Here is a 21,397-nt window from a genome sequence, read left to right on the forward strand (position 1 = left end):
AATGATTACTTTCAGTATACAAACTATCTTGGAAGAATTATCGAGTATGCTCTAAAACAAATTTTTAAATCCAATATTTCGATAGAAAAAATAAAAAAGCAAAAAACTATTTTATTATAGGATACATAAAAACGAACAAGCTCCATTTATTTGAAAAATGAAATTGTTTATAGATTGTGATCTATCCTTGACTTTATTTTAAATATTCACAATCTCAAAAACAATTCAGAGAGATGTTTCTAAGTTTTCTATCACTTTGATTGATCCTATCCATATACCTGAATCTTATAATTTTGGAAGGCGCTTTACCATGACTGAAATAAACACAACCTTCGACTTTAAAAACCTTTCTCCTGAAACTCTCGCTGAAGAATTAAAAAACCGTCATTTTGCTGATTCAATTGATATAATCAACGATCTAGATATTATGGAACGCGTGACCGTTTTTAGTCTTTTACCTCTTGATTATGCTATTGAGCTCTTTGATAAACCAGAACTCGAACAACCAGCAGCTATTCTTGAACTTCTACCTACTAATCGTTCTGTTGAAATTCTTGAGGGTATGTCCGCAGATGCTGCTGCAGACGTCTTTCAAGAAATGGATAGAAAGACCCGTACACGGCTTTACGCCTTGTTGAAACCCTTAACTCGAACCGAACTTAAAAAACTCACCAGTTATCCCAACCATACAGCTGGTGCATTAATGACAACCGAGTTTATTGCTATCCCAGCAGACTGGACTGTTAAAAAAACTCTAGATCACATTCGTGACGTTGAACGAACACGTGAAACAGTTTACACAAGCTATGTTATTGACCCCAAAACAGGTGCACTTCTCAAAGCTGTTTCGTTACGAAATCTTATTCTTGCCTCACCTGATGATCAAATTCTCAACGTCTCTACACATGACACACCTATTACAATATCACCCTTTACAGATCATGAAGATATCGCTCGTCTTTTCCAACGCCATGATCTTCTCTCTGTACCAGTTATTGATGACAGTAACCATGTTATTGGTATTGTAACAGTTGATGATGTGCTTGATACTATGGTTGATGAAATGAGTGAAGATGCTTATAAATTTGGGGGTATGGAAGCTCTAGATAAACCCTATATGCAGATAAATTTTCTTGGAATGATGAAAAAACGTGGTGGCTGGCTAGCTCTGCTTTTTCTTGGTGAAATGTTAACAGCCAGCGCTATGCAATATTTCGAAGCAGAGATTGAAAAAGTTATCACCCTTACACTATTCATTCCCCTTATTATGAGTTCAGGAGGAAACTCTGGCTCACAAGCAACATCACTTATTCTTCGTGCATTAGCTTTACGTGAACTTACACTTAAAGACTGGTGGAGAGTCATCCTTCGCGAGATCCCAGCAGGAATGTCTCTTGGCCTTTTACTTGGAATTATTGGAATAATGCGCATTATTATCTGGCAACAACTGGGCATCTATAACTACGGTGAACATTGGATTTTCATTGCTATAACAGTGGGTGCAACTTTGGTTGGAATCGTCACATTCGGTTCCTTGTCTGGTTCCATGTTGCCTTTTATTCTTAAACGTTTAAAATTTGATCCAGCAAGTGCTTCAGCTCCCTTAGTAGCAACTTTAGTAGATGTTACAGGTATTGTAATCTATTTTTCTGTTGCTTCTCTTATTTTATCTGGAATTTTACTTTAAATAAGAAGAAAAAACATATTCAAAACAACCTAAAAGCTCTTTTATGACGTAATTAGATTGTGTTATTTATTCTTTATACATGCTATAAAATGCCCATCTTATAAAAAGGTGTTTTTGGGCATTTTCGCTTAAAATTGTAGAAATCTTCTCAACTACTTCTTTATAAAAACAGTTCTCCTCTTCCAAAAGTATAAAAAAAACTGTAAAAGGCTTCAAACTGCAAAGTTAAAAATACAAAAACTTTGCCTGAAATGAAATTTCATTAAACGAAAAGAAGAAAATTTATGCAATTGCGTAATATTGCCATTATTGCCCATGTCGACCACGGAAAAACAACACTTGTGGACGAGCTTCTCAAACAATCAGGAAATTTCCGCGATAATCAGCGCACCAGTGAGCGTATGATGGATTCAAATGATATTGAAAAAGAACGCGGTATTACAATACTGGCAAAAGCTACATCAGTTGTTTGGAAAGATACCCGAATTAATATTGTTGATACCCCTGGTCATGCTGATTTTGGTGGAGAAGTTGAGCGTATTCTCAATATGGTAGATGGGGCAATTTTGCTTGTTGATGCAGCTGAAGGTCCTATGCCGCAAACTAAATTTGTCGTTGGGAAAGCATTGAAAGTAGGATTACGCCCTATTGTTGTTATCAATAAAATTGATCGATCTGATGCACGCGCTGATGAAGTCATTAATGAAGTTTTCGACCTTTTTGTAGCTCTTAATGCAACTGATGAACAGCTTGATTTTCCTATTCTTTATGGATCAGGCCGCGATGGATGGATGGCTGAAACTTCTGAAGGACCAAAAGATCAAGGACTGAGTTCCTTATTTGATCTTGTGATCCGCCATGTGCCTGAACCTACTGTGGCAGAAGGACCGTTTCGTATGATTGGCACTATTCTGGAAGCAGATCCATTTTTAGGCCGAATCATCACAGGTCGAATTCATTCTGGTTCTATTAAACCTAATCAAAGCGTTAAGGTTCTTGGACAAAATGGAACGCTTTTAGAAACTGGACGTATTTCAAAAATTTTGGCATTTCGTGGGCTGGAACGACAACCAATTGAAGAAAGCGTTGCCGGTGATATTGTAGCAATTGCTGGTCTACAAAAAGGCACTGTTGCTGATACTTTCTGTGACCCCACCATCAATGAACCACTCACTGCTCAACCCATTGACCCTCCCACTGTGACTATGAGTTTTTTGGTGAACGATAGCCCCCTTGCTGGTACTGAAGGAGATAAAGTAACAAGCCGCGTTATCCGTGATCGTTTGTTGAAAGAAGCGGAAGGTAATGTAGCCCTTAAAATTGAGGAATCAACCGATAAAGATTCTTTCTATGTTTCAGGACGAGGGGAATTACAACTTGCAGTGCTCATCGAAAATATGCGCAGAGAAGGATTCGAGCTCAGTGTTTCACGCCCACGTGTAGTTATGCAGAAGGATGAAAATGGAATAACTCTTGAACCAATCGAAGAAGTCGTGATCGATGTTGATGAAGAATATTCCGGAACTGTTGTTCAAAAAATGTCAGAGCGCAAAGGAGACATGATTGAATTACGTCCATCTGGTGGTAATCGTGTACGCCTTGTCTTTCATGCACCGACTCGTGGACTTATTGGTTACCAATCAGAACTTTTAACCGATACACGTGGTACAGCAATTATGAATCGTCTCTTCCATTCTTATGAACCTTATAAAGGAGATATCAGCGGCCGTACTAATGGCGTGATGATTTCAAATGATAATGGTGAAGCTGTTGCTTATGCACTTTTTAACCTCGAAGATCGAGGACCTATGGTGATCAATGCTGGTGCTAAAGTCTATCAAGGTATGATTATTGGCATCCATTCACGCGATAACGACTTAGAAGTGAATGTTCTAAAAGGAAAAAAGCTAACCAATATGCGTGCTTCTGGTAAAGATGAAGCTGTAAAATTGACCCCTCCAATTAAAATGACATTAGAACGTGCATTATCGTGGATACAAGATGATGAACTTGTTGAAGTAACCCCTAAAAATATCCGTCTACGTAAACTTTATTTAGACCCGAATGAACGTAAACGCTTTGAAAAAACACGTTCACCAATTTCAACCTGATCATACTCTTTTAACCAAATATTCTAGTGCATTTGGTTTGATTTCACTCCGGAAAGGATATTTACAATGAATATTAAAGAGATCCCTATTGGCAATAATCCACCAGAAGATATTAATGTTATCATCGAAGTGTCTGTTGGTAGCCAACCAATAAAATATGAGATGGATAAAAAATCTGGATTATTATTTGTTGATCGCTTTCTCTATACACCTATGGTCTATCCCGGCAATTATGGCTTCATCCCACATACACTTTCAGAAGATGGTGATCCACTTGACGTTCTTATTTGTAACACCCGTCCACTCATGCCTGGTTGTGTCATTAATGTTTGCCCAATTGGGGCCCTAATTATGGAAGATGATGGTGGTAAAGATGAAAAAATCATTGCTGTTCCCACCCCAAAATTAACGCAGCGATATGTTGATGTTCATGATTATACGGATCTTCCAAAAATCACATTAAAGCAGATTGAACATTTCTTTAAGCATTATAAGGATCTCGAACCTGAAAAATGGGTTAAAATTGAAGGTTGGCGTGACAAAAACTTTGCACGTGAATTGATTAAGGAAGCTATCGCAAACGCAACAAAGGAATAGAATAGATTAACTCTAATAAATCAAAGCCTGTTGTTCAAACAGGCTTATACAGCTTTCATTCATATTTTTGTGAATGTATATTGCTCATAAGTTGCAGTTTCTGTTCAAGTTCTTCTACATATCCTGAAAAACGAAGCTGTTTATAACGTGATGTCATACCACTTTTAAGAGAAATATAAGAAGGCGGTATTTTCCATTGCCTTCCTAAAAATTTAATTAATGCTTTGTTTGCCTTGCCATCTTCAGGAACAGTACGAAGACGTATAACTAAATGCTGTGTCTCACCATCTCTACTCTCAACCCCTACTATGCTATCCATTGAAGCTTTGGGAATTAAACGCACGAATAAAACTAAGCCACTGGAATCAATACGGTACAGCATCTTTATCTATCTGGTGTAATATTCTCATATTTATAAGAATAAACCTACATAAGCTCGCCACATAAAAATACGAATAAAATAAATAATCAGAAATACTATAAGAGGTGAGATATCAATTGCTCCAAGATTTGGCAAAAAATACCGGATACGTCCTAAAATTGGCTCTGTAGCACAATAAAGGAAATTCCCTATCATCGCAACAAAGGGATTACGCATGTTTACGATATTAAATGCACAAAGCCAAGAAAAGACAACATTAGCTATCAAAATAGCAACATAAATATTGAGAATGAGATCAATCACTTGAAGCAATGCATAGATCATTCTTTATTCCTTTACCAACCAATAGAATAAAAGATCATATATAGTGCATTCATACCAACAAACCTATCAAAACGGCTCTACAATTAAGCCCTTTTTCACAAAAAAGAATAATTAAGCAGGCTTAATCGTTAAACACATACCATATAAACTAAACAACAAATATTAGATAAGATAATAGCCAGTTTTAAATAGGAGCAAAATCAAATGGAAAAGAAGCCTCAAAAACTGCCCAATTGCCTTCCACTTAACTAATCAAGTAACTTCAGTTCTTTTTTCTATAAGAAACTGTTTTTAAATTAAAAACGGCCTAAAAAGGCCGTTTTCTCTTTGAGAAGAAAATTATTTCTGCAAGACGATTAAACGATTAAGTGCATCACCAAAACCATTCAGTTGAACAAATAAATCATTTAAAGGTGGTTCGCCTGGAGCAGCAACCGTCATAGATAATTTCAGCTGCTTTCCACTGCGTAAAGCTGCTACAAAACTTTTATCAAAAATTATTGGAACAACACAACCTGCTGGCACACAAGTCCGAATACCGGTTTCAATAACAGTTTTTGAATCATCTACATGTAAACGAATGGGCTTAGAAACTAAAATACCAAAAGGAACTGTCAAATTTCCAGACACAACATCATCAGCCTCGAGCATAACATTCATAGCCACTACAACACGATTCTGGTCATTAACTTCCTGACGGAGCATGAAACAAACTTTCTTTCCCTCCTGTATACCACAGTTAACGCTCCACAAATCATACGTCTCTGTTAACGAAGAAGCACCATTTGGCAACGTAGTTACAGAAGGCTTAGCAATTGGCTTTGAATTCTGGGCAAATGCTACAGGAGAAATACTTAATAACGCAGAAATTACAAAGAAATTTAGTAATTTTTTCATCTTATACTCAGTTCCTCACATAAATAGAATCATTTCAACTACTTCTAATAGCGGTATATGATACTAAAGTATTTCAATGAAACAATAGCTTTTTGTAATCATACATTTATAAATATCTAAAACTATTTCGAAACTCACTAACAACTTGCATATAGACATGTTTCTTAAAAGAAATAACAAGTGATGGAAGTTCTTCTAGATTAACCCATTTCCACTGATTAAACTCTGCTTTATTACCGTCAGGTGGAGGATTAATTGCGATTTCAGAGTTTTCTCCTATAAACTGAAAAGCAAACCATTTTTGTGTTTGTCCACGATATTTACTGCCTAATACGTGCCCAACAAGTTCTTGTGGAAAATCGTAATAGAACCAATCTTGCGCTTCTTTAATTAACTTTATCGATCGGATACCTGTTTCTTCATAAAGTTCACGTCGTGCAGCATCTAGTGGATTTTCGCCCTCATCAATCCCCCCTTGAGGTAACTGCCAAAGTTTAGATACATCAGTGTTTGCATAAGAAAAGGTCATTAAACGGCGCCCTATCCAAACCTTACCTTCATGATTAAATACAAGCATTCCAACGCCTTTCCGATAAGGAAGAACTTTGAAATCTGCAATTGTATCCATTGAATAACCTCTCAAAAGAGCACAACCCATATAAAAGTGTGAATTATAAATATTTATTGTTACTTTAAAATACCTTTATTAGGATCTGGTGGAAATGCTGCATTCACTATTTCACCCCGTAAAAGTTTATAAGCTTGATTCAATTGAACATCATCCTTAGGATCTTTTGGAACAAAAGCAGCTGAACCAGACCCTTTATCACTTTCCCTTTTCCCTTTAATATGCCCTTTTAATTCAGATTCACCAAGCGTTACATTATAACCCTTATATTTCTCAGGCAATGGCTGCTCTACAATAATATCTGGAGTGATTCCGGTTCCTTGAATTGATGTACCAGATGGCGTGTAATACAGTGCTGTTGTTAAGCGTAAAGCCCCATTTTCACCCAAAGGAATAATAGTTTGAACAGATCCTTTACCAAAAGATTGTGTTCCTAAAATTGTAGCGCGACGATGATCTTGTAAAGCACCTGCAACAATTTCAGAGGCACTAGCTGAACCCCCATTAATGAGAACAATAAGAGGTTTCCCATTAATTATATCACCTTGTTTAGCATCAAACCTCATTACGTCACTTTTTTTACGACCACGTGTTGATACAATCTCACCTTTATTGAGAAAAGCATCTGAAACATTTACAGCCTGATCTAATAAACCACCAGGATTAAGCCGTAAATCAAGAACATATCCTTTTAAATTATCTTGAGGAATTTTAGACTGAATATCTTTAATTGCAGCTTTAAGATTAACAAAAGTTTGTTCACTAAACTGAATGAGTCTTAAATAACCAATATCATTTTCAATACGATATTTTACTGCTTTTACCTTTATGATATCACGAACAATCTTAATTTCTAACGGTTCATCAACACCAGAGCGAATAATTGTCAGCGTAATTGGTGTTCCAACGGCACCCCGCATTTTATTGACAGCTTCACTTAATGTTTGACCGTTCGTTTCTTTGCCATCAATCTTTGAAATGACATCCCCTGCTAAAATACCTGCTTTTGAAGCAGGTGTATCATCTATCGGAGACACAACTTTTATTAAGTTTTTCTCCATAGTCACCTCAATACCAAGGCCACCAAATTCCCCTTTAGTAGAATCCCTCATGTCTTTGGCTTTCTCAGCATCCATATAAGACGAATGTGGATCAAGCGATGAGAGCATACCATTGATAGCATTTTCAACAAGCTTTTTATCATCCGGAACTGTCACATATTGGGCACGCACTCGTTCAAAAATATCACCAAATATAGCTAGTTGTTTATAAGTATTATTTTCATTATTTGCAGAAACAGATTGTACTACAATCATAGAGCTGGCGCTGAGCAACACCCCAACAACTAAAAAAACAACTTTACGAATCATTTTGGTCCCTTTTCAATTCTTCAGTCCGCCACCAAGGAGTTGGATTCACAGGTTTTCCATCTTTTCTAAATTCAATGTAAAGCATTAGAGCATTTTTACCTATATCTAATGTAACTGTGCTTGCAACAAATTGTGTACTCATCACCCCAAGAGGCTCACCCGCAAAAACAAATTGTCCTTGAGTTACATTTATTTTTTCCATCCCAGCAAGGATGATATGATAACCGCTTCCAACATTGAGAATAATTATCTGTCCATAAGAACGGAATGTTCCAGCAAAAGCAACAAGAGCATTTGTAGGGGTTGTTACTAAAGCCGCTGGTTCTGTTTCAATTATTTCACCAAAGCGCGTAGCATGAGAACCGCTATTAAACCGCTGAATTTTTTTTCCAGATACAGGTAAAAGCAAAGAGCCTTTTTGACGCTCAAAATTAAGCTTTTCTAATAATCGAATATTCTTCTGCATTTGTGTTGATGAATCCGCGCTAAACTGTGATTCATGCTCAAGCTGTGAAATTAATTCTTCCAAAGACTGAGCTTTTTTAGAAAGAACACTATTTTTTTGTTGTTGTTCTATTAGTTCTTTTTCCGATTTTTTTTGTAATTTTGCTTTTTCATTTAATAAAAGCTCTAAATGTTTTCGCTGTTCAGCTTGATTTTGCATTTCATCTCTTAAAGCCGTATATTCTGCAGTAATGGAATTGCTCAAATCGGTTAATTTCTTGAGATTAGCAGATAAAACCAGTGTTTTTTCCTGCATCTTAGGAATGACAGACCCCAATAGCACAGAACTACGTATAGAAGCCAATACATCCTCAGGCCGCACCATAATAGCAGGAGGCGGATTTAACCCTATTCGTTCCAAAATAGCTAATACTTCTGCAAATTCAGCACGACTGTTTTTTAAATTTTTGTGTACTTGTGCCTGCTGCTTTATAAGTTTCTCAAGTTTTTCTTTTTTTTCAATAATATTACGCTCTATATCATATTCTGCTTTAGCTACTTTTATTAATTCATCAGTTAAAGTCCGTTGATCTTTCTTTAAACGAGTAACTTGACGATCAAGAAAAGCAATACGCTCACGTGATACAGAAATATTTTGGCGAATTTCTATCAACATTTTACGCGCTGCTTCACGACTATCATTATCTTCAGCACACGATACAGATGAGTAAGACCCTATACTCAACATCAGTACCATAAACATCATGTATGGCTTATATAAAATATTGCATTTTTTCATGAAGAATCTGCTTCATTTGCCTAACTGTTAAGCACAATCATATCAAATAAAACGCTTTAAACGGTGTCAACTAAAACAATATTAATAAATTGGAATAATCGATGCTAAAAATCACACAAAAAGCTAGAAACGATGATATGGATGATGACTCATAATTGTTACAGCCCGATAAAGCTGTTCTGTAAGTAACATACGTGCAATTTGATGTGGCCATGTCATTAAACCAAAAGATAAAAGAAAGTCAGCGCGATTTCTAACGTGCTCACTATGTCCATCAGGCCCTCCTAAAGCGATTATTAAATCACGAATACCCTCGTCACGATAAAACGCTAACTTTTCAGCAAAAGCAAATGATGAAATTAATTTTCCACGTTCATCCAATACAATTAATCGGCTCTTTTCGGGCAAAGCCTCAAAAAGTTTTGCGCCTTCTTCTTCCATGCGCTGACACGCCGTTTGAGCACGACTCTCCGATATTTCTTGCATTTTTTTAAAATGAAATCCAACAACTCCAGCACTTTTCGAAAAACGATCCAAATAACGATGAGTTAATGTCTGCTCAGCTCCTTTTTTCATGCGTCCAACAGCAAAAATAGAAATTTGCATATCAATTGTCTCCAAAGACAATCGTTTTTATATCGTCTAAATTTGGAGCAAGCCATATTTTTTCTAAATTATAAAAAGCACGAACTTCTGGACGAAAAAGATGGACTATAATATCTCCCATATCAATTAATACCCAATCACCCGTAGAAAGCCCTTCTACTTTTGCCTTGCCATATCCACTATCTTTCCAAGTCGATAACAAATGATCAGCAATAGCTGACACATGACGTTGCGAACGCGCTGAAGCAATAACTATATAATCAGCTAAAGATGATTTGCCCTGAATATCAATAGAAACAATATCTTCTGCTTTTGCATTTTCTAAACTATTGAGAATAATTTTAAGACCATCAGATACTAAAAGGACCGGTACTTCCGCGAAATGATGGCGTTTTTGTGAGTTGTTTTCCAGGTTGATACCCTTTCTTATCATTCGAAATATAAAAAAAGAGGAATTTTACTATAGAGATTTGCAGAATCTTATAAAATGTTCAAGAAAAATTATTTTCTTTTAAACGAAGTTGTGTTGAACTCTGAAAAGATAAAGGTCCATGTAAATAAGTCCAAGCTGGTGGCGACATAAAAGGTAAAAGTGCGCTTTTTCTTTCATCCAAACGAAAATAACGGTAAGTTCGTGCCATAGGAGAAGAAAGTGCTGGCGTACGTACCGAAGGGCGATCAACAATCGCAATAGGAAGCATAGATATAATATCACGCCACCGATGCCAATGATGAAACGTTGCTAAAGTATCTGCACCTATAACCCATACAAAACGTATCCCTCTATAGTGTGCAAGAATATGAGTAATCGTTTCCACCGATATCGTGCTGCCTATCTCCTTCTCAAAACCAGTGACACGAATCTTTGGATGATCAATAAGCTCAAAACTTAGTCGCATTCTTTCGTGTACAGATGGTAATTGTGTACAATCTTTTAAAGGATTTCCTGGAGTTACCATCCACCATAATTGATCAAGACGTAAACGCCGAATTGCAGTTTTCGCAACAAGAATATGCCCAGCATGTGGTGGGTTGAATGAACCACCAAACAGGCCAACAACACTCGACCTTTCGATATGTGGCATACAATTTTCCCATCGGAATTGATTCAAGGTCTAACCTGTCCATTTCCTGTAATTTGATATTGAAATGACGTCAATTGTTCAACACCAATTGGTCCACGTGCATGTATTTTTCCTGTTGCGATTCCAATTTCTGCTCCAAAACCGAATTCACCTCCATCTGCAAATTGTGTCGATGCATTATGAAGTAAAATAGCTGAATCTAAATGCTCAAAAAATATTTCCACCGCTTTCATATCCTCAGCAATAATTGATTCAGTATGCCCTGATGAATAATGTTTAATATGTGCAATGGCTCCTTCTACACTATCAACTGTTTTGACAGAAAGAATTGCATCAAGATATTCATAAGACCAGTCTTCCTCATCCGCCAATTTGGCTTCTGGCATCATTGCAACAATATCTTCTGTCGCACGAATTTCACACCCTTTTTCCTGTAAAGCAGTAAGAACAGGAAGAAATTTGTCTAATGCCTGGTGGTCAATTAAAACTGTTTCAACAGCTCCACATATACCTGTACGTCGCAATTTTGCATTTAACACAATATCACGTGCCATGTCTAAATTTGCTGATTTATCAATATAAATATGACAAAGACCCTCCAAATGTGCAAAAACAGGAATACGCGCATCAGATTGAATACGTGCGATAAGATTTTTTCCACCACGAGGTATAATCACATCAATTGCACCATCTAATCCTTTGAGCATTTCTCCAACAGCAGCACGATCTGTGGTTTCAACCATTTGAATAATGTCTTTAGGTAAACCAGCTTTCTCTAACCCTTTTACCAACGCTAAATAGAGAGCATATGCAGAATGAAAACTATCTGAACCACCACGCAAAATTGCAGCATTTCCAGATTTTAAGCACAGAGCACTTGCATCAATTGTAACATTCGGTCGACTTTCATAAATAATACCAATCACACCAAGTGGTGTTCGTACACGGCGTATATGTAACCCATTGGGGCGTGTCCATTCGCTTATCACTTGCCCGATAGGATCAGGAAAATATGCAATCTGTCTGACACTGTTTATTATTGTGCGCAAACGTAATTCATCTAACTTTAGCCGATCAATCATTGCTGGCTTTAAATTATTTTGAGCTGCATTTGCTAAATCTTGACTATTAGCACGTAAAATCTCACTTGACTGAGCTTCTAAACTCAGAGCTATCATTTCCAATGCATTTTTCTTTTGTTCAGCAGAAAGAATTGCAAGCTTTGAAGCAGCATTACGCGCCTTTTGCCCTATGGCTTTCATCTCTTCTTTTAAAGTCATGCAATTATCCATTTATCAAAAACAATCAATACATTAAACTAGCTTTTAAGAAAAACTAGCCAAATTACGTACAATCATATCATTGCGATGCACCATAGCAGAGCGCGACTCATACCCAAGAATATGCTCTATTTCTTCATTTTTACGCCCTATAATGCTTGCTGCTTCATCTTTGTCATAACTTACAAGACCGCGAGCAATCTCAACTCCACTTTCATCAACAATTGCGACTGTATCTCCACGGGAAAAAACTCCCTTAACGGCTACAACCCCCGCAGCCAATAATGACTTTCCAGATTTAAGAGCCTTCACAGCCCCTTGATCAATAATCAAAATACCAGATGGATCTAAATTACCGGAAATCCACGTTTTCCACGCATTGACTGGCTTTTTACTTGGAGCAAAAAAACTGCTACGTTTTCCCTGGTCAAGCGTGGAAAGAGGATTCATACGCTTTCCCGAAGTAATGACCATAGCCGTTCCTGAAGAATTAGCTATTTTCCCAGCATCAAGTTTTGTTTTCATTCCACCCCGAGAAAGAAGTGAATCAGAACCACCTGCCATTTTTTCAATATCACTTGTAATGGATGCGATAAAAGGAATAAATTCAGCATTTGGATTGAGATGAGGTGACTGTGTATAAAGGCCGTCAATATCTGATAAAAGTATTAAAAGATCGCAACCCATCATAGTTGCGACACGTGCTGCTAAACGATCATTATCACCATAACGAATTTCGCTGGTTGCTATGGTATCGTTCTCATTAATAACAGGTATTGCTCTAAAGCGTAAAAGCGTATTAATCGTAGCACGTGCATTGAGATAACGCCGACGTTCTTCTGTATCGAATAATGTCAGCAAAATTTGGCCTGTTCTCAACCCATGTTGAGCAAGGATATCAGTATAAGCTTTGGCAAGTTCAATTTGCCCCAAAGCAGCACATGCCTGACTTTCTTCTAATTTTAAAGCACTGTTAGGAAGATGTAATAATGTTCGCCCTAAAGCAACAGCACCAGAAGACACCAATAAAATTTCAACCCCTTTTTGGTGTAATACAACAATATCACTTATCAAACTTTGAAGCCATTCAACGCGTAAACCTATTTGGGGGTCAACTAAAAGTGCAGAACCAACTTTAATTACAATGCGTTTATATTGCTCAAGTTTTTGCAATCCAACCGCCATCTTTTTTAACCCTGCTCATCTTTACTAATATTGCCTTTACGCTCCATTTCAATCATGTGAGTGACAACGCGTAACACATTGTTTAAACCTTCATGACTAACAGCAGAAAACATCATAACAGATTTACCAATCGCCTTTTGCAACATCTCCTGTTTAGCCTTACACTCCTCAATAGAAAGAGTATCTATCTGGCTTAAAGCGACAATTTCATTTTTTTCGCTTAAACTATTTCCATACGCCTCAAGTTCAGTACGAATAATTTGGTACGCCTTGACCACATCTTCTTCTTGAACAGAAATTAAATGAATTAAAACACGGCACCGTTCTACATGCCCTAAAAAACGGTCACCAATTCCCACACCTTCATGCGCCCCTTCAATTAAGCCAGGAATATCAGCCAAAACAAACTCACTATCATCAATCCGCACAACACCCAGATGAGGATACAGCGTGGTAAAAGGATAGCTCGCAATTTTTGGCTTTGCAGCCGTTACTGACGATAAAAAGGTAGATTTTCCAGCATTTGGCAAACCAATCAACCCTCCATCAGCAATCAGTTTCAAACGCAGCCACAATGTATGCTCCTCTCCACTCAAACCAGGATTTGCATGGCGGGGCGCCCTATTTGTAGATGTAGCAAAATGAAGATTACCAAAACCACCATTGCCCCCTTTTGCAAGACAATATCGTTGGCCAACTTCTTTTAAATCACAAATCAGTGTCTCATTATCTTCTGCAAAAATTTGTGTTCCAACCGGTACTTTAAGGACAACATCTTCACCTTTTTCGCCCGTCATATTACGCCCTTTACCATGCCCACCCGTTTTTGCTCTAAAATGCTGCTGGTAGCGATAATCAATCAATGTGTTGAGCCCATCAACAACAATAACCCAAACGTCACCCCCACGTCCCCCATTGCCCCCATCGGGACCTCCAAATTCTATATACTTTTCACGACGAAACGATACCGCTCCTGCTCCGCCATTACCAGAACGAATATAAACTTTAGCCTGATCAAGAAATTTCATGGCAGTGCTCACACAGAGGAATTAATTATATTTATTTCTATAGAAAATGGATTAATTTTACCAGTTTTCCATTCAAAAAAGAAAACCACACATAATATTATTCAAAACTATTTGAAAATGTTTTTATATTCAAATCAGTAAAATAATTTCCAACTTTTTCAAAAAAAAGAATTATTATTGTGTTTTGGCTTTCTCCTTCAATTTAAGAGCTACAAGATATAGCTCAACTGATTCAGCCCTACTTGCAGGTGGTTTAACGTGGTGGATTGTTTTAAAATTCTGTTTCAATTTCGTAAGAAGAGCGTTTTCTGCCCCTCCTTGAAAAGTTTTTGCTACAAAATGCCCGCCAGGTTTGAGAACTGAAATAGCAAAATCAGCAGCAGATTCACATAAATAAACTGTTCTCAAATGATCTGTCTGACGATGACCTGTTGTTGGTGCTGCCATATCAGAAAGGACTACATCTGGTTTTGCCCCTAAAGCACTTATCAATTGTTGTGGTGCATTTTCATGAAAAAAATCCATTTCTAACATTACAACTCCAGGTAGCGGATCTACGTGTAAATAATCAATTCCAACTACGCTAGGGCGTTGATCATTTGACCCCACTATACGCGCTGCCACCTGGCACCACCCCCCAGGCGCTGCTCCTAAATCAATAATTTTTTGACCTTTTTTGAGTATCTTATAGCGTTCATTAATTTCGATTAATTTATAAGCAGCACGTGAACGATAACCATCCACTTTCGACTGATGAACGTAAGGATCATTCAAATGCCTTTCTAACCACCGCCGTGATGAGGCTTTAATGGTCCCTGCTTTTTTTTTGACTCGTTGATATAATTCATGTGACCCTGCACCACCACGTCCACCTGTCGATGTTTTTATAGTTTTTTTCATGGTCGTTTATTATCTCTATATTTTGATAATTACTAGCACTTACAATCTCTTTTCTTATAACTACACCATACACCACAGTGCACCAGAAATGCTACCAAAGTACCTTCTTTTACCCAATGGTTAGAAACTTTTAGCCATTAGCAAGGTTAAACTTTTCAAATAAGGTTTTAAATTACACAGAAATCTAAAATTAAACTTGCTCTTTTCAGACTATTGTAAGGATTAATTTCTCGTTTCCTGCTCTCTCATGACAATAAGCGCTTTATTACAAAAACAATCCCTATATTAATTCACCAAATACCTAAAACTAATCTCTTATAGTTATACCTATCTAATACCCATATGTATTTCGATTGTAAGCACTAAATTAAGCTATATTCCTTAAAGCAATAAGCGTTCCAAAAGTTCCAAAATATAAAAACTCAGATTGTTAATTAAATCTCTTCATTTTGACGATTTTTAAATTATATCTCTACTTTCAAACACCTAGAAAATGCAAATAACACCGATAAAAAATGTTTAAATTGTAATCTACCTAGCCAAATGTAAATAACACTTTTGAGAAATATCAAGGAATGCAATTCTTGATGATCTACTTTCAACATCAAAAAGCACGATCGTGTGAGTATTTACTTAACTAATTAATGCGCCAATCTCAAAAAGAACAACACACTTCTGTTGCCTGATTCACAATCTCTAATTTAAGGCTACAACCTCACCCAAAATCCATTGAATGGACTGGCCATGTTCAGTCAAAATAGTAAGCTTTTATCGTACAATAATTGCTTAAAATGTTTTGCACCAATTAAAAATATACAAAAATTTATGCGATTTTATTCTCACAAAACAATACATTATTCGAAAAAATCGTTTCTATAGTACACTGCAATATAAAAGCTCAATTACCGATAATTTTGTATAAAATGAAATTCAATAATTGATAACATTATAATTCCGCCAATAAATTATATTTTTGATTTTATTATTGCAAAGAGAGAAGCGCTTCCCCCAACCCCTTAAATGGGGCTAGAAAGGAAAGCATCTTTCCCTCTTTAAGCTGATAAGAAATACGTACATTGCTACTCTTACTTATCTGTTTCATTAAAACAGGCCCTACAGGATACTGCGCTAAACAGATTTCTTGATTGCACTGCTTATAACTAATAAGAAGCGGCTTTTTGACACCTTCCATAAAGACTTGAATAGGAGCATTTGTGTTAGCGTTTGGCAATGTCCGTAACAGCATAACTGGTTGACCATTTTTTGTAGAAACAAGAGACCAGCTAAAAACTTTGTTACCTTCTTTATCATCATGGATTGTCTGAGTTACATTACAGATCCCTTGTTTAGCTGTTTTGTTTTCATCGCAAATTAATGTCCAGTAATCAAACTGCATAATAATCCGGCGTGTTTCACCAGGCTTTCCACCGGGCACTGATAATTGCGGTGGATGCACTGTATAAACACTCTCTTGCTCTTCAGCAAAGCTTACAGCCTTTCCTAAAAAAACAAGAACAAACAAAAGACCTGCAATAATTTTCCGATTTCTCATCATTATTTTAATGCTAAGCTTAATCCTGCTCCTATACCCCAGTGACCTCCAGAAGTGGTAACGGAGAAGTTGGAACGCATCTTCCCATCTTCAGACATATAACCAGCTCCAAAAGCAAGTGCTGATTGACCACGCCATACACCACTACCAAATGCAACACTGAGCATTCCTGGTGTCTCAATATAATGCAAGTTCGCTACTGCCAAACCGATTGCTGCTGCTTGTCTTGCTTCTTTCTGGACGCTTTCAACTCTATAATTTAAGGCCTCAAACTTCATATCAGTATAGGCATTAGCTTGTACAACAGCATCATTAACCATATTCCCTATTTTTTCATCTGTATATTTGTTGGCATCTGCAAGAACAACGCCCATCTGTTCTTTCAACTGCCCACCATTGACTGCTTGTTTTGAACCTTCTTCGATTTCACCATCTGCAACATTGTCAATGAGCACAGGTGTATCATCATCAGTACCTGCTAACGTAATGGTATTAGGTTTATCTTTATCATAGGTAACAACCCCCTCAGTAGTAAGAGTGCCACCTCCATTAATCATTATATTATCAACTTTGTCTTTAAGGCTGTCAATCTCCTCATTCATCGCCCAAAGCTGATGACCTGTGACCACATCAGTAGACCCCTTTTCAATTTCACCATTTGCCACATTGGTGATCTTACCAGCCTGGCCACTATGACTAGCATCGTAAGCATTTTTGCCATCATCCCAATTTAAACTATTAGAATTTACTGAAGAACCTGTCTGTTGTTCAACTTTCTTAATACGATCATTAAGACCAGACATACTGTTATTAACAGCATCAAAAGCAGCAGTTACATTATGATATTGTTGTTCGCCATTCTTGCTCTGCGCGCCAAAATCCGTAATTGTAAACGTCGGTTCTGTCCATTTACCACCCTCATACGCAGCTTTTCCACCTAAATACTTCGCAACCGTGGTGTTCGTCTCATTAAGCTGCGCACCTGTTACTGCATCTGTTGAGCTTCCTGAAATATCTCCATTTTTCAAACCGGTAAGTTTGCGTGAACCTTCACTACCGGTAATAGAGATCTCATTACCCTTAGCTTCCTTACCAATCGTGATGACATTTGATTCCTCTTGCTTAACAAGACTGTCACCTCCAGCACTCCCAACCTGCTTAGAAAGCTCTGTCAATTTCTTATCAACACCGGCAAAGGCGGCTTCAACACCAGAATGACCTTGTCCCTGAATTGTATAAACCGGTGCTTCATTCTTCAGCACATTCGCACCACCACCTAAATACTGAGATATACGACTGCCCTGCTCATAAAGCTGTGAACCATTAATTGCATCTGTTGATTTATCTGAAACATCTCCATTTTTCAAACCGGTAAGTTTGCGTGAACCATCACTACCGGTAATAGAGATCTCATTACCCTTAGCTTCCTTACCAATCGTGATAATATGCGATGACCCATCTTGCTTAACAAGGCCATCACCTCCCGCACTCCCAACCTGCTGAAAAAGCTCTGTCAATTTCGCATCAACACTAGCAAAGGCATCCCCAACATCATGAACAAGCTTCCTCTGAATCGTAAACGTCGGTTCTGTCCATTTACCTTCGTACTTAGTACCTCCACCTAAATACTTCGCAACCATGGTGTTCGTTTCAAAAAGCTGCGAGCCATTTATTGCATCTGTCGAGCCTCTTCCAATAGTGCCACCTTTTACACCGAGAAGAAAACGCTCCCCACCGTTTTTATTGAAAAATTTAACAACATCGCCGCCTCTTTCATTTCCAATCAAGATAACATCACCTACTGTTAGGCTAATTAGATCACGTGAGTCTTGTCGAATTACAAGATCAGACCCACCTCTCCCTCCCGCACCCCCATGTCCCTTTTCTACCCATTTTTGTAACGCTTTTAGCTGAGTAATATTCACTGCATCAGTATCTTCACTACCAGCAGCTACCCCCGTAACCTGTCGTGTCTTTCCTGTTTTAAAATTTCCAACAGCAATGTCTGCAAGAGTAGCCTGCCATGTAGGAACTTCATCTTCAAACAAAAGACTAGTAATTGAAGGATTAAAAACAAAATGACCAGAACCACGTCTTGCTACAGAATCTTCCCTTAAAGCAACACCAGCCTGTACATAAACGCCAGTCCTAAGACCTAGACATATCCCACCTTGTTGACTCCCGTTATCCTGACACCAATATGATCTGTCTCCCCTAAAAGATACGCCCCTCGTCTGCCTGCTAGCAACACCCGTACCCACTGTATTAACAGACCTTGTATTAGCAAACCCGTTGATGGTATTATTTTCTTCCAAAAACCAATCGTTTGTCGCTCCATCTACATCAACTGAAGAACATGCACTTGCACTCATTAAAGCATTTACTGATGCATCTGCCCCACAAGAACGATCGCCATTAGCTCCCCCAATACGCCCATGAGCAACATTAGCAGAAACCACACCTGTACTGATACTTTGAACTGTCAACCCCGTTGAAGAAAGATGAGAAGCAAAAATCGGAGAAACACTCGACAAAAGCCCAGCCATTACCGCCCCTAATGAAACAGCTTTAACTATAGGTAATTCAGAAAAAAACTTTTGATAATTTAAACCTTTGTTTTTTGGAGTGATATATACTTTTTTCATAACAAATCTTTCAAAAATAAAAAAACATCAAAAAAATGCATTTGAGCCATTTAAAAGTCACAATTGGGCGCTATGTGATTTGACAATGGGTTTTGTGTTGCAAAAAAACATAAAAACAAACCATAAAGCGGAGCCAGTTTCGTAGCTAAAAAACAAAAGAGTGCAGTTTTTCAGCCTTCAAATAAGCTTTCGTGTCAACAATAATTAGTAAGGAGAGAAAACCTTTAAGAGTCTATCCTTATAAAGGGCGTGTAAATTTAAAGGTGTGTAGTTTTCATAACAAATACCTCAAAAAATGTTTAGGTGCGTCAGATCTTATAAATGGGGTTATTACTTTAGCATTAAACTTAAGCCTGCCCCTATGCCCCAGTGTCCGCCTGCAGTTGTGGCAGATAGGTTAGAGCGAATACTTCCGTCTTCAGATGTATAGCCAGCACCAAAAGCAAATGCAGATTGACCATGCCATACACCGCTACCAAATGCAACGCTGAATTTGCCAGCTGTATTGTTGTAACGTAAGTTAGATACGGCCAAACTAACAGCCGCTGCTTGTCTTGCTTCTTTTTGGGCTTTTTCGACTTCAGAGTTTAAAGTGTTAAACTTTATATCAGTGTAAGCGTTGGCTTGTGTCGTGATATCGGCAGGTATATTTTCTATATTTTTTATATTTTGTATTTTTTCATCTGTATATTTGTTTGCGTCTGCGAGAATAATGTCCATTTGTTCTTTGGTGTAATCATGTAGCTGACCACCATTGACTGCTTCTTTTGAACCTTCTTCGATCTTACCGTCTGCAACATTGTCAATGAGCACAGGTGTATCATCATTAGTACCTACTAAGGTGATGCTATTGATTTTGTTGCCATCTGTATCTCTGTCATAGGTGACAATTCCACCCATAAAATTGTCAACCTTGTTTTCGACTTTGTTAAATTTTTCATTCGTCTCCCAAAGCTGATCACCTGTGACCATATCAGTGGAACCCTTGCTAATGTTACCATTGGCCACATTGGTAATCTTACCAGCCTGACCATTATGGCTAGCGCTATAGGCATCTTTGTCGGCATCCCAATTTACACTACTAGAATACTGATTTTCAACCTGTTGAACACGATCATTGAAACCTGACATACTAGTGTTAACAGCACCAAAGGCTTCAGCTACATTATGATATTGTTGATCTTCACCCTTGCCTTGCGCACCAAAGTTTGTAACCATAAATGTCGGCTCTTTCCATTGGCCATTATAATCAGCGCCACCATCAAAATACCGCGCAATTGTGGTGTTTATCTCATAAAGCTGTGCACCATTCACTGCTTGTGTTGAACGTTCCGAAATATCTCCATCAGCTACATTTGAAAGTGTTCGAGATGCTTTTTCATTATTTGCAATATTGATCTCCGTACCTTCTGCTTCAGCGCCAACAATGATTAAACCACTATCTGGATTTTGCTCCACAAAGCCGTTATCTACCACACCACTACCACTACCGCTTGCTGCACTACTTGCTACATCGTCAATTTTATCAGCAAGCCCTGCCAATGAAGTATCAATACCCTCAAAAGCAGACGCAATATTATCATGTTCTTTGCCCTGAATTTCATACGTCGGCTGTTGATCTTTAAGGACATCTACACCACCACCTAAATAAGCATTCAGATTCTTATTAAAGGTTGCAATATCTGCCTCAACATCCTTAGCACCGCTATTCAACTGCTCAATGTATTGACCAAACTTATAAAGCTGCTTACCAGAAACCGCATCTTGCGAGCCTTTTGCAACCTGACCCTCTGCAACACCAGAAAGGACACGAGGCTCTTCTTTTACGTTAGTAATTTCGATCTTATCACCATCAGTTTCCCCACCAATCGTGATCA

General features: G+C 37.8%; 19 protein-coding genes. 3 read left to right on the top strand and 16 right to left on the bottom strand.

Features of this window, described 5'->3' with window-relative positions:
• Nucleotides 1–310: 310 nt before the first annotated feature.
• From mgtE to ppa, 3 genes are all read left to right on the top strand, one after another.
• Entirely contained in the window at nucleotides 311–1,687 is a 1,377-nt protein-coding gene (mgtE, locus tag GGR10_RS02280; RefSeq protein WP_182479712.1) for a magnesium transporter, read from the top strand.
• Between the two features lie 284 nt (nucleotides 1,688–1,971).
• Nucleotides 1,972–3,798: a translational GTPase TypA gene (gene typA / locus GGR10_RS02285; RefSeq protein ID WP_182479713.1), complete on the top strand. Its 1,827-nt coding sequence runs from the start codon at nucleotides 1,972–1,974 to the stop codon at nucleotides 3,796–3,798.
• 66 nt (nucleotides 3,799–3,864) lie between these two features.
• Entirely contained in the window at nucleotides 3,865–4,395 is a 531-nt protein-coding gene (gene ppa / locus GGR10_RS02290) for an inorganic diphosphatase (RefSeq protein WP_010703413.1), read from the top strand.
• A 55-nt stretch (nucleotides 4,396–4,450) separates the two neighbouring features.
• Here ppa and GGR10_RS02295 read toward each other — a convergent pair whose 3' ends face one another.
• From GGR10_RS02295 to GGR10_RS02370, 16 genes are all read right to left on the bottom strand, one after another.
• Nucleotides 4,451–4,777, bottom strand: a complete 327-nt coding sequence (locus tag GGR10_RS02295; RefSeq protein ID WP_182479714.1) for a DUF167 domain-containing protein — start codon at nucleotides 4,775–4,777, stop codon at nucleotides 4,451–4,453.
• A gap of 30 nt (nucleotides 4,778–4,807) precedes the next feature.
• Nucleotides 4,808–5,101 carry a YggT family protein gene (locus GGR10_RS02300; RefSeq protein ID WP_182479715.1) on the bottom strand — a complete coding sequence of 98 codons (294 nt, stop codon included), beginning with the start codon at nucleotides 5,099–5,101 and terminating at the stop codon, nucleotides 4,808–4,810.
• A gap of 339 nt (nucleotides 5,102–5,440) precedes the next feature.
• Nucleotides 5,441–5,998 (bottom strand): invasion associated locus B family protein, encoded by a 558-nt coding sequence (locus tag GGR10_RS02305; RefSeq protein WP_182479716.1) that lies wholly within the window; start codon nucleotides 5,996–5,998, stop codon nucleotides 5,441–5,443.
• A 106-nt stretch (nucleotides 5,999–6,104) separates the two neighbouring features.
• Nucleotides 6,105–6,626: an RNA pyrophosphohydrolase gene (locus GGR10_RS02310; protein ID WP_182479717.1), complete on the bottom strand. Its 522-nt coding sequence runs from the start codon at nucleotides 6,624–6,626 to the stop codon at nucleotides 6,105–6,107.
• Nucleotides 6,627–6,685: 59 nt separating this feature from the next.
• On the bottom strand, nucleotides 6,686–7,996 hold the full coding sequence (locus GGR10_RS02315) for a S41 family peptidase (RefSeq protein ID WP_010703408.1): 1,311 nt from the start codon (nucleotides 7,994–7,996) through the stop codon (nucleotides 6,686–6,688).
• Nucleotides 7,986–9,188 (bottom strand): murein hydrolase activator EnvC family protein, encoded by a 1,203-nt coding sequence (locus GGR10_RS02320; RefSeq protein ID WP_343038523.1) that lies wholly within the window; start codon nucleotides 9,186–9,188, stop codon nucleotides 7,986–7,988. Before GGR10_RS02320 ends, GGR10_RS02315 begins: the two co-directional genes overlap by 11 nt.
• Before the next feature lie 174 nt (nucleotides 9,189–9,362).
• Complete coding sequence (gene rlmH / locus GGR10_RS02325; protein ID WP_078689459.1) at nucleotides 9,363–9,845, bottom strand: 23S rRNA (pseudouridine(1915)-N(3))-methyltransferase RlmH; 483 nt, start codon at nucleotides 9,843–9,845, stop codon at nucleotides 9,363–9,365.
• Between the two features lies 1 nt (nucleotide 9,846).
• Entirely contained in the window at nucleotides 9,847–10,278 is a 432-nt protein-coding gene (gene rsfS, locus GGR10_RS02330) for a ribosome silencing factor (protein WP_182479719.1), read from the bottom strand.
• A 58-nt stretch (nucleotides 10,279–10,336) separates the two neighbouring features.
• A complete protein-coding gene (locus GGR10_RS02335; RefSeq protein WP_182479720.1) occupies nucleotides 10,337–10,930 on the bottom strand; it encodes a nicotinate-nucleotide adenylyltransferase in 594 nt (197 codons plus the stop codon).
• A 23-nt stretch (nucleotides 10,931–10,953) separates the two neighbouring features.
• Nucleotides 10,954–12,210, bottom strand: coding sequence for a glutamate-5-semialdehyde dehydrogenase (locus tag GGR10_RS02340; protein ID WP_182479721.1), 1,257 nt, complete (start codon nucleotides 12,208–12,210; stop codon nucleotides 10,954–10,956).
• Between the two features lie 45 nt (nucleotides 12,211–12,255).
• Nucleotides 12,256–13,395 (bottom strand): glutamate 5-kinase, encoded by a 1,140-nt coding sequence (proB, locus tag GGR10_RS02345; protein WP_182479722.1) that lies wholly within the window; start codon nucleotides 13,393–13,395, stop codon nucleotides 12,256–12,258.
• A 5-nt stretch (nucleotides 13,396–13,400) separates the two neighbouring features.
• On the bottom strand, nucleotides 13,401–14,423 hold the full coding sequence (obgE, locus tag GGR10_RS02350) for a GTPase ObgE (RefSeq protein ID WP_182479723.1): 1,023 nt from the start codon (nucleotides 14,421–14,423) through the stop codon (nucleotides 13,401–13,403).
• A gap of 174 nt (nucleotides 14,424–14,597) precedes the next feature.
• Nucleotides 14,598–15,323, bottom strand: a complete 726-nt coding sequence (locus tag GGR10_RS02355) for an RlmE family RNA methyltransferase (RefSeq protein WP_182479724.1) — start codon at nucleotides 15,321–15,323, stop codon at nucleotides 14,598–14,600.
• Between the two features lie 982 nt (nucleotides 15,324–16,305).
• Nucleotides 16,306–16,878 carry an invasion associated locus B family protein gene (locus tag GGR10_RS02360; RefSeq protein WP_182479725.1) on the bottom strand — a complete coding sequence of 191 codons (573 nt, stop codon included), beginning with the start codon at nucleotides 16,876–16,878 and terminating at the stop codon, nucleotides 16,306–16,308.
• Nucleotides 16,878–19,520 carry a YadA-like family protein gene (locus GGR10_RS02365; RefSeq protein WP_182479726.1) on the bottom strand — a complete coding sequence of 881 codons (2,643 nt, stop codon included), beginning with the start codon at nucleotides 19,518–19,520 and terminating at the stop codon, nucleotides 16,878–16,880. Before GGR10_RS02365 ends, GGR10_RS02360 begins: the two co-directional genes overlap by 1 nt.
• Nucleotides 19,521–19,850: 330 nt before the next feature.
• A partial coding sequence (locus GGR10_RS02370; RefSeq protein ID WP_182479727.1) for a YadA-like family protein occupies nucleotides 19,851–21,397 on the bottom strand: 1,547 nt, incomplete at its 5' end.

Origin of the sequence: Bartonella chomelii, assembly GCF_014138465.1 — a bacterium.
GTDB classification, from domain to species: domain Bacteria; phylum Pseudomonadota; class Alphaproteobacteria; order Rhizobiales; family Rhizobiaceae; genus Bartonella; species Bartonella schoenbuchensis.

Bases quoted from the DNA above. Each gene is read 5' to 3' on its own strand.
- mgtE (WP_182479712.1), top strand. From the start codon at position 311: ATGACTGAAATAAACACAACCTTCGACTTTAAAAACCTTTCTCCTGAA.
- typA (WP_182479713.1), top strand. From the start codon at position 1,972: ATGCAATTGCGTAATATTGCCATTATTGCCCATGTCGACCACGGAAAA.
- ppa (WP_010703413.1), top strand. From the start codon at position 3,865: ATGAATATTAAAGAGATCCCTATTGGCAATAATCCACCAGAAGATATT.
- GGR10_RS02295 (WP_182479714.1), bottom strand. From the start codon at position 4,777: ATGCTGTACCGTATTGATTCCAGTGGCTTAGTTTTATTCGTGCGTTTA.
- GGR10_RS02300 (WP_182479715.1), bottom strand. From the start codon at position 5,101: ATGATCTATGCATTGCTTCAAGTGATTGATCTCATTCTCAATATTTAT.
- GGR10_RS02305 (WP_182479716.1), bottom strand. From the start codon at position 5,998: ATGAAAAAATTACTAAATTTCTTTGTAATTTCTGCGTTATTAAGTATT.
- GGR10_RS02310 (WP_182479717.1), bottom strand. From the start codon at position 6,626: ATGGATACAATTGCAGATTTCAAAGTTCTTCCTTATCGGAAAGGCGTT.
- GGR10_RS02315 (WP_010703408.1), bottom strand. From the start codon at position 7,996: ATGATTCGTAAAGTTGTTTTTTTAGTTGTTGGGGTGTTGCTCAGCGCC.
- GGR10_RS02320 (WP_343038523.1), bottom strand. From the start codon at position 9,188: ATGTTGAGTATAGGGTCTTACTCATCTGTATCGTGTGCTGAAGATAAT.
- rlmH (WP_078689459.1), bottom strand. From the start codon at position 9,845: ATGCAAATTTCTATTTTTGCTGTTGGACGCATGAAAAAAGGAGCTGAG.
- rsfS (WP_182479719.1), bottom strand. From the start codon at position 10,278: ATGATAAGAAAGGGTATCAACCTGGAAAACAACTCACAAAAACGCCAT.
- GGR10_RS02335 (WP_182479720.1), bottom strand. From the start codon at position 10,930: ATGCCACATATCGAAAGGTCGAGTGTTGTTGGCCTGTTTGGTGGTTCA.
- GGR10_RS02340 (WP_182479721.1), bottom strand. From the start codon at position 12,210: ATGACTTTAAAAGAAGAGATGAAAGCCATAGGGCAAAAGGCGCGTAAT.
- proB (WP_182479722.1), bottom strand. From the start codon at position 13,395: ATGGCGGTTGGATTGCAAAAACTTGAGCAATATAAACGCATTGTAATT.
- obgE (WP_182479723.1), bottom strand. From the start codon at position 14,423: ATGAAATTTCTTGATCAGGCTAAAGTTTATATTCGTTCTGGTAATGGC.
- GGR10_RS02355 (WP_182479724.1), bottom strand. From the start codon at position 15,323: ATGAAAAAAACTATAAAAACATCGACAGGTGGACGTGGTGGTGCAGGG.
- GGR10_RS02360 (WP_182479725.1), bottom strand. From the start codon at position 16,878: ATGATGAGAAATCGGAAAATTATTGCAGGTCTTTTGTTTGTTCTTGTT.
- GGR10_RS02365 (WP_182479726.1), bottom strand. From the start codon at position 19,520: ATGAAAAAAGTATATATCACTCCAAAAAACAAAGGTTTAAATTATCAA.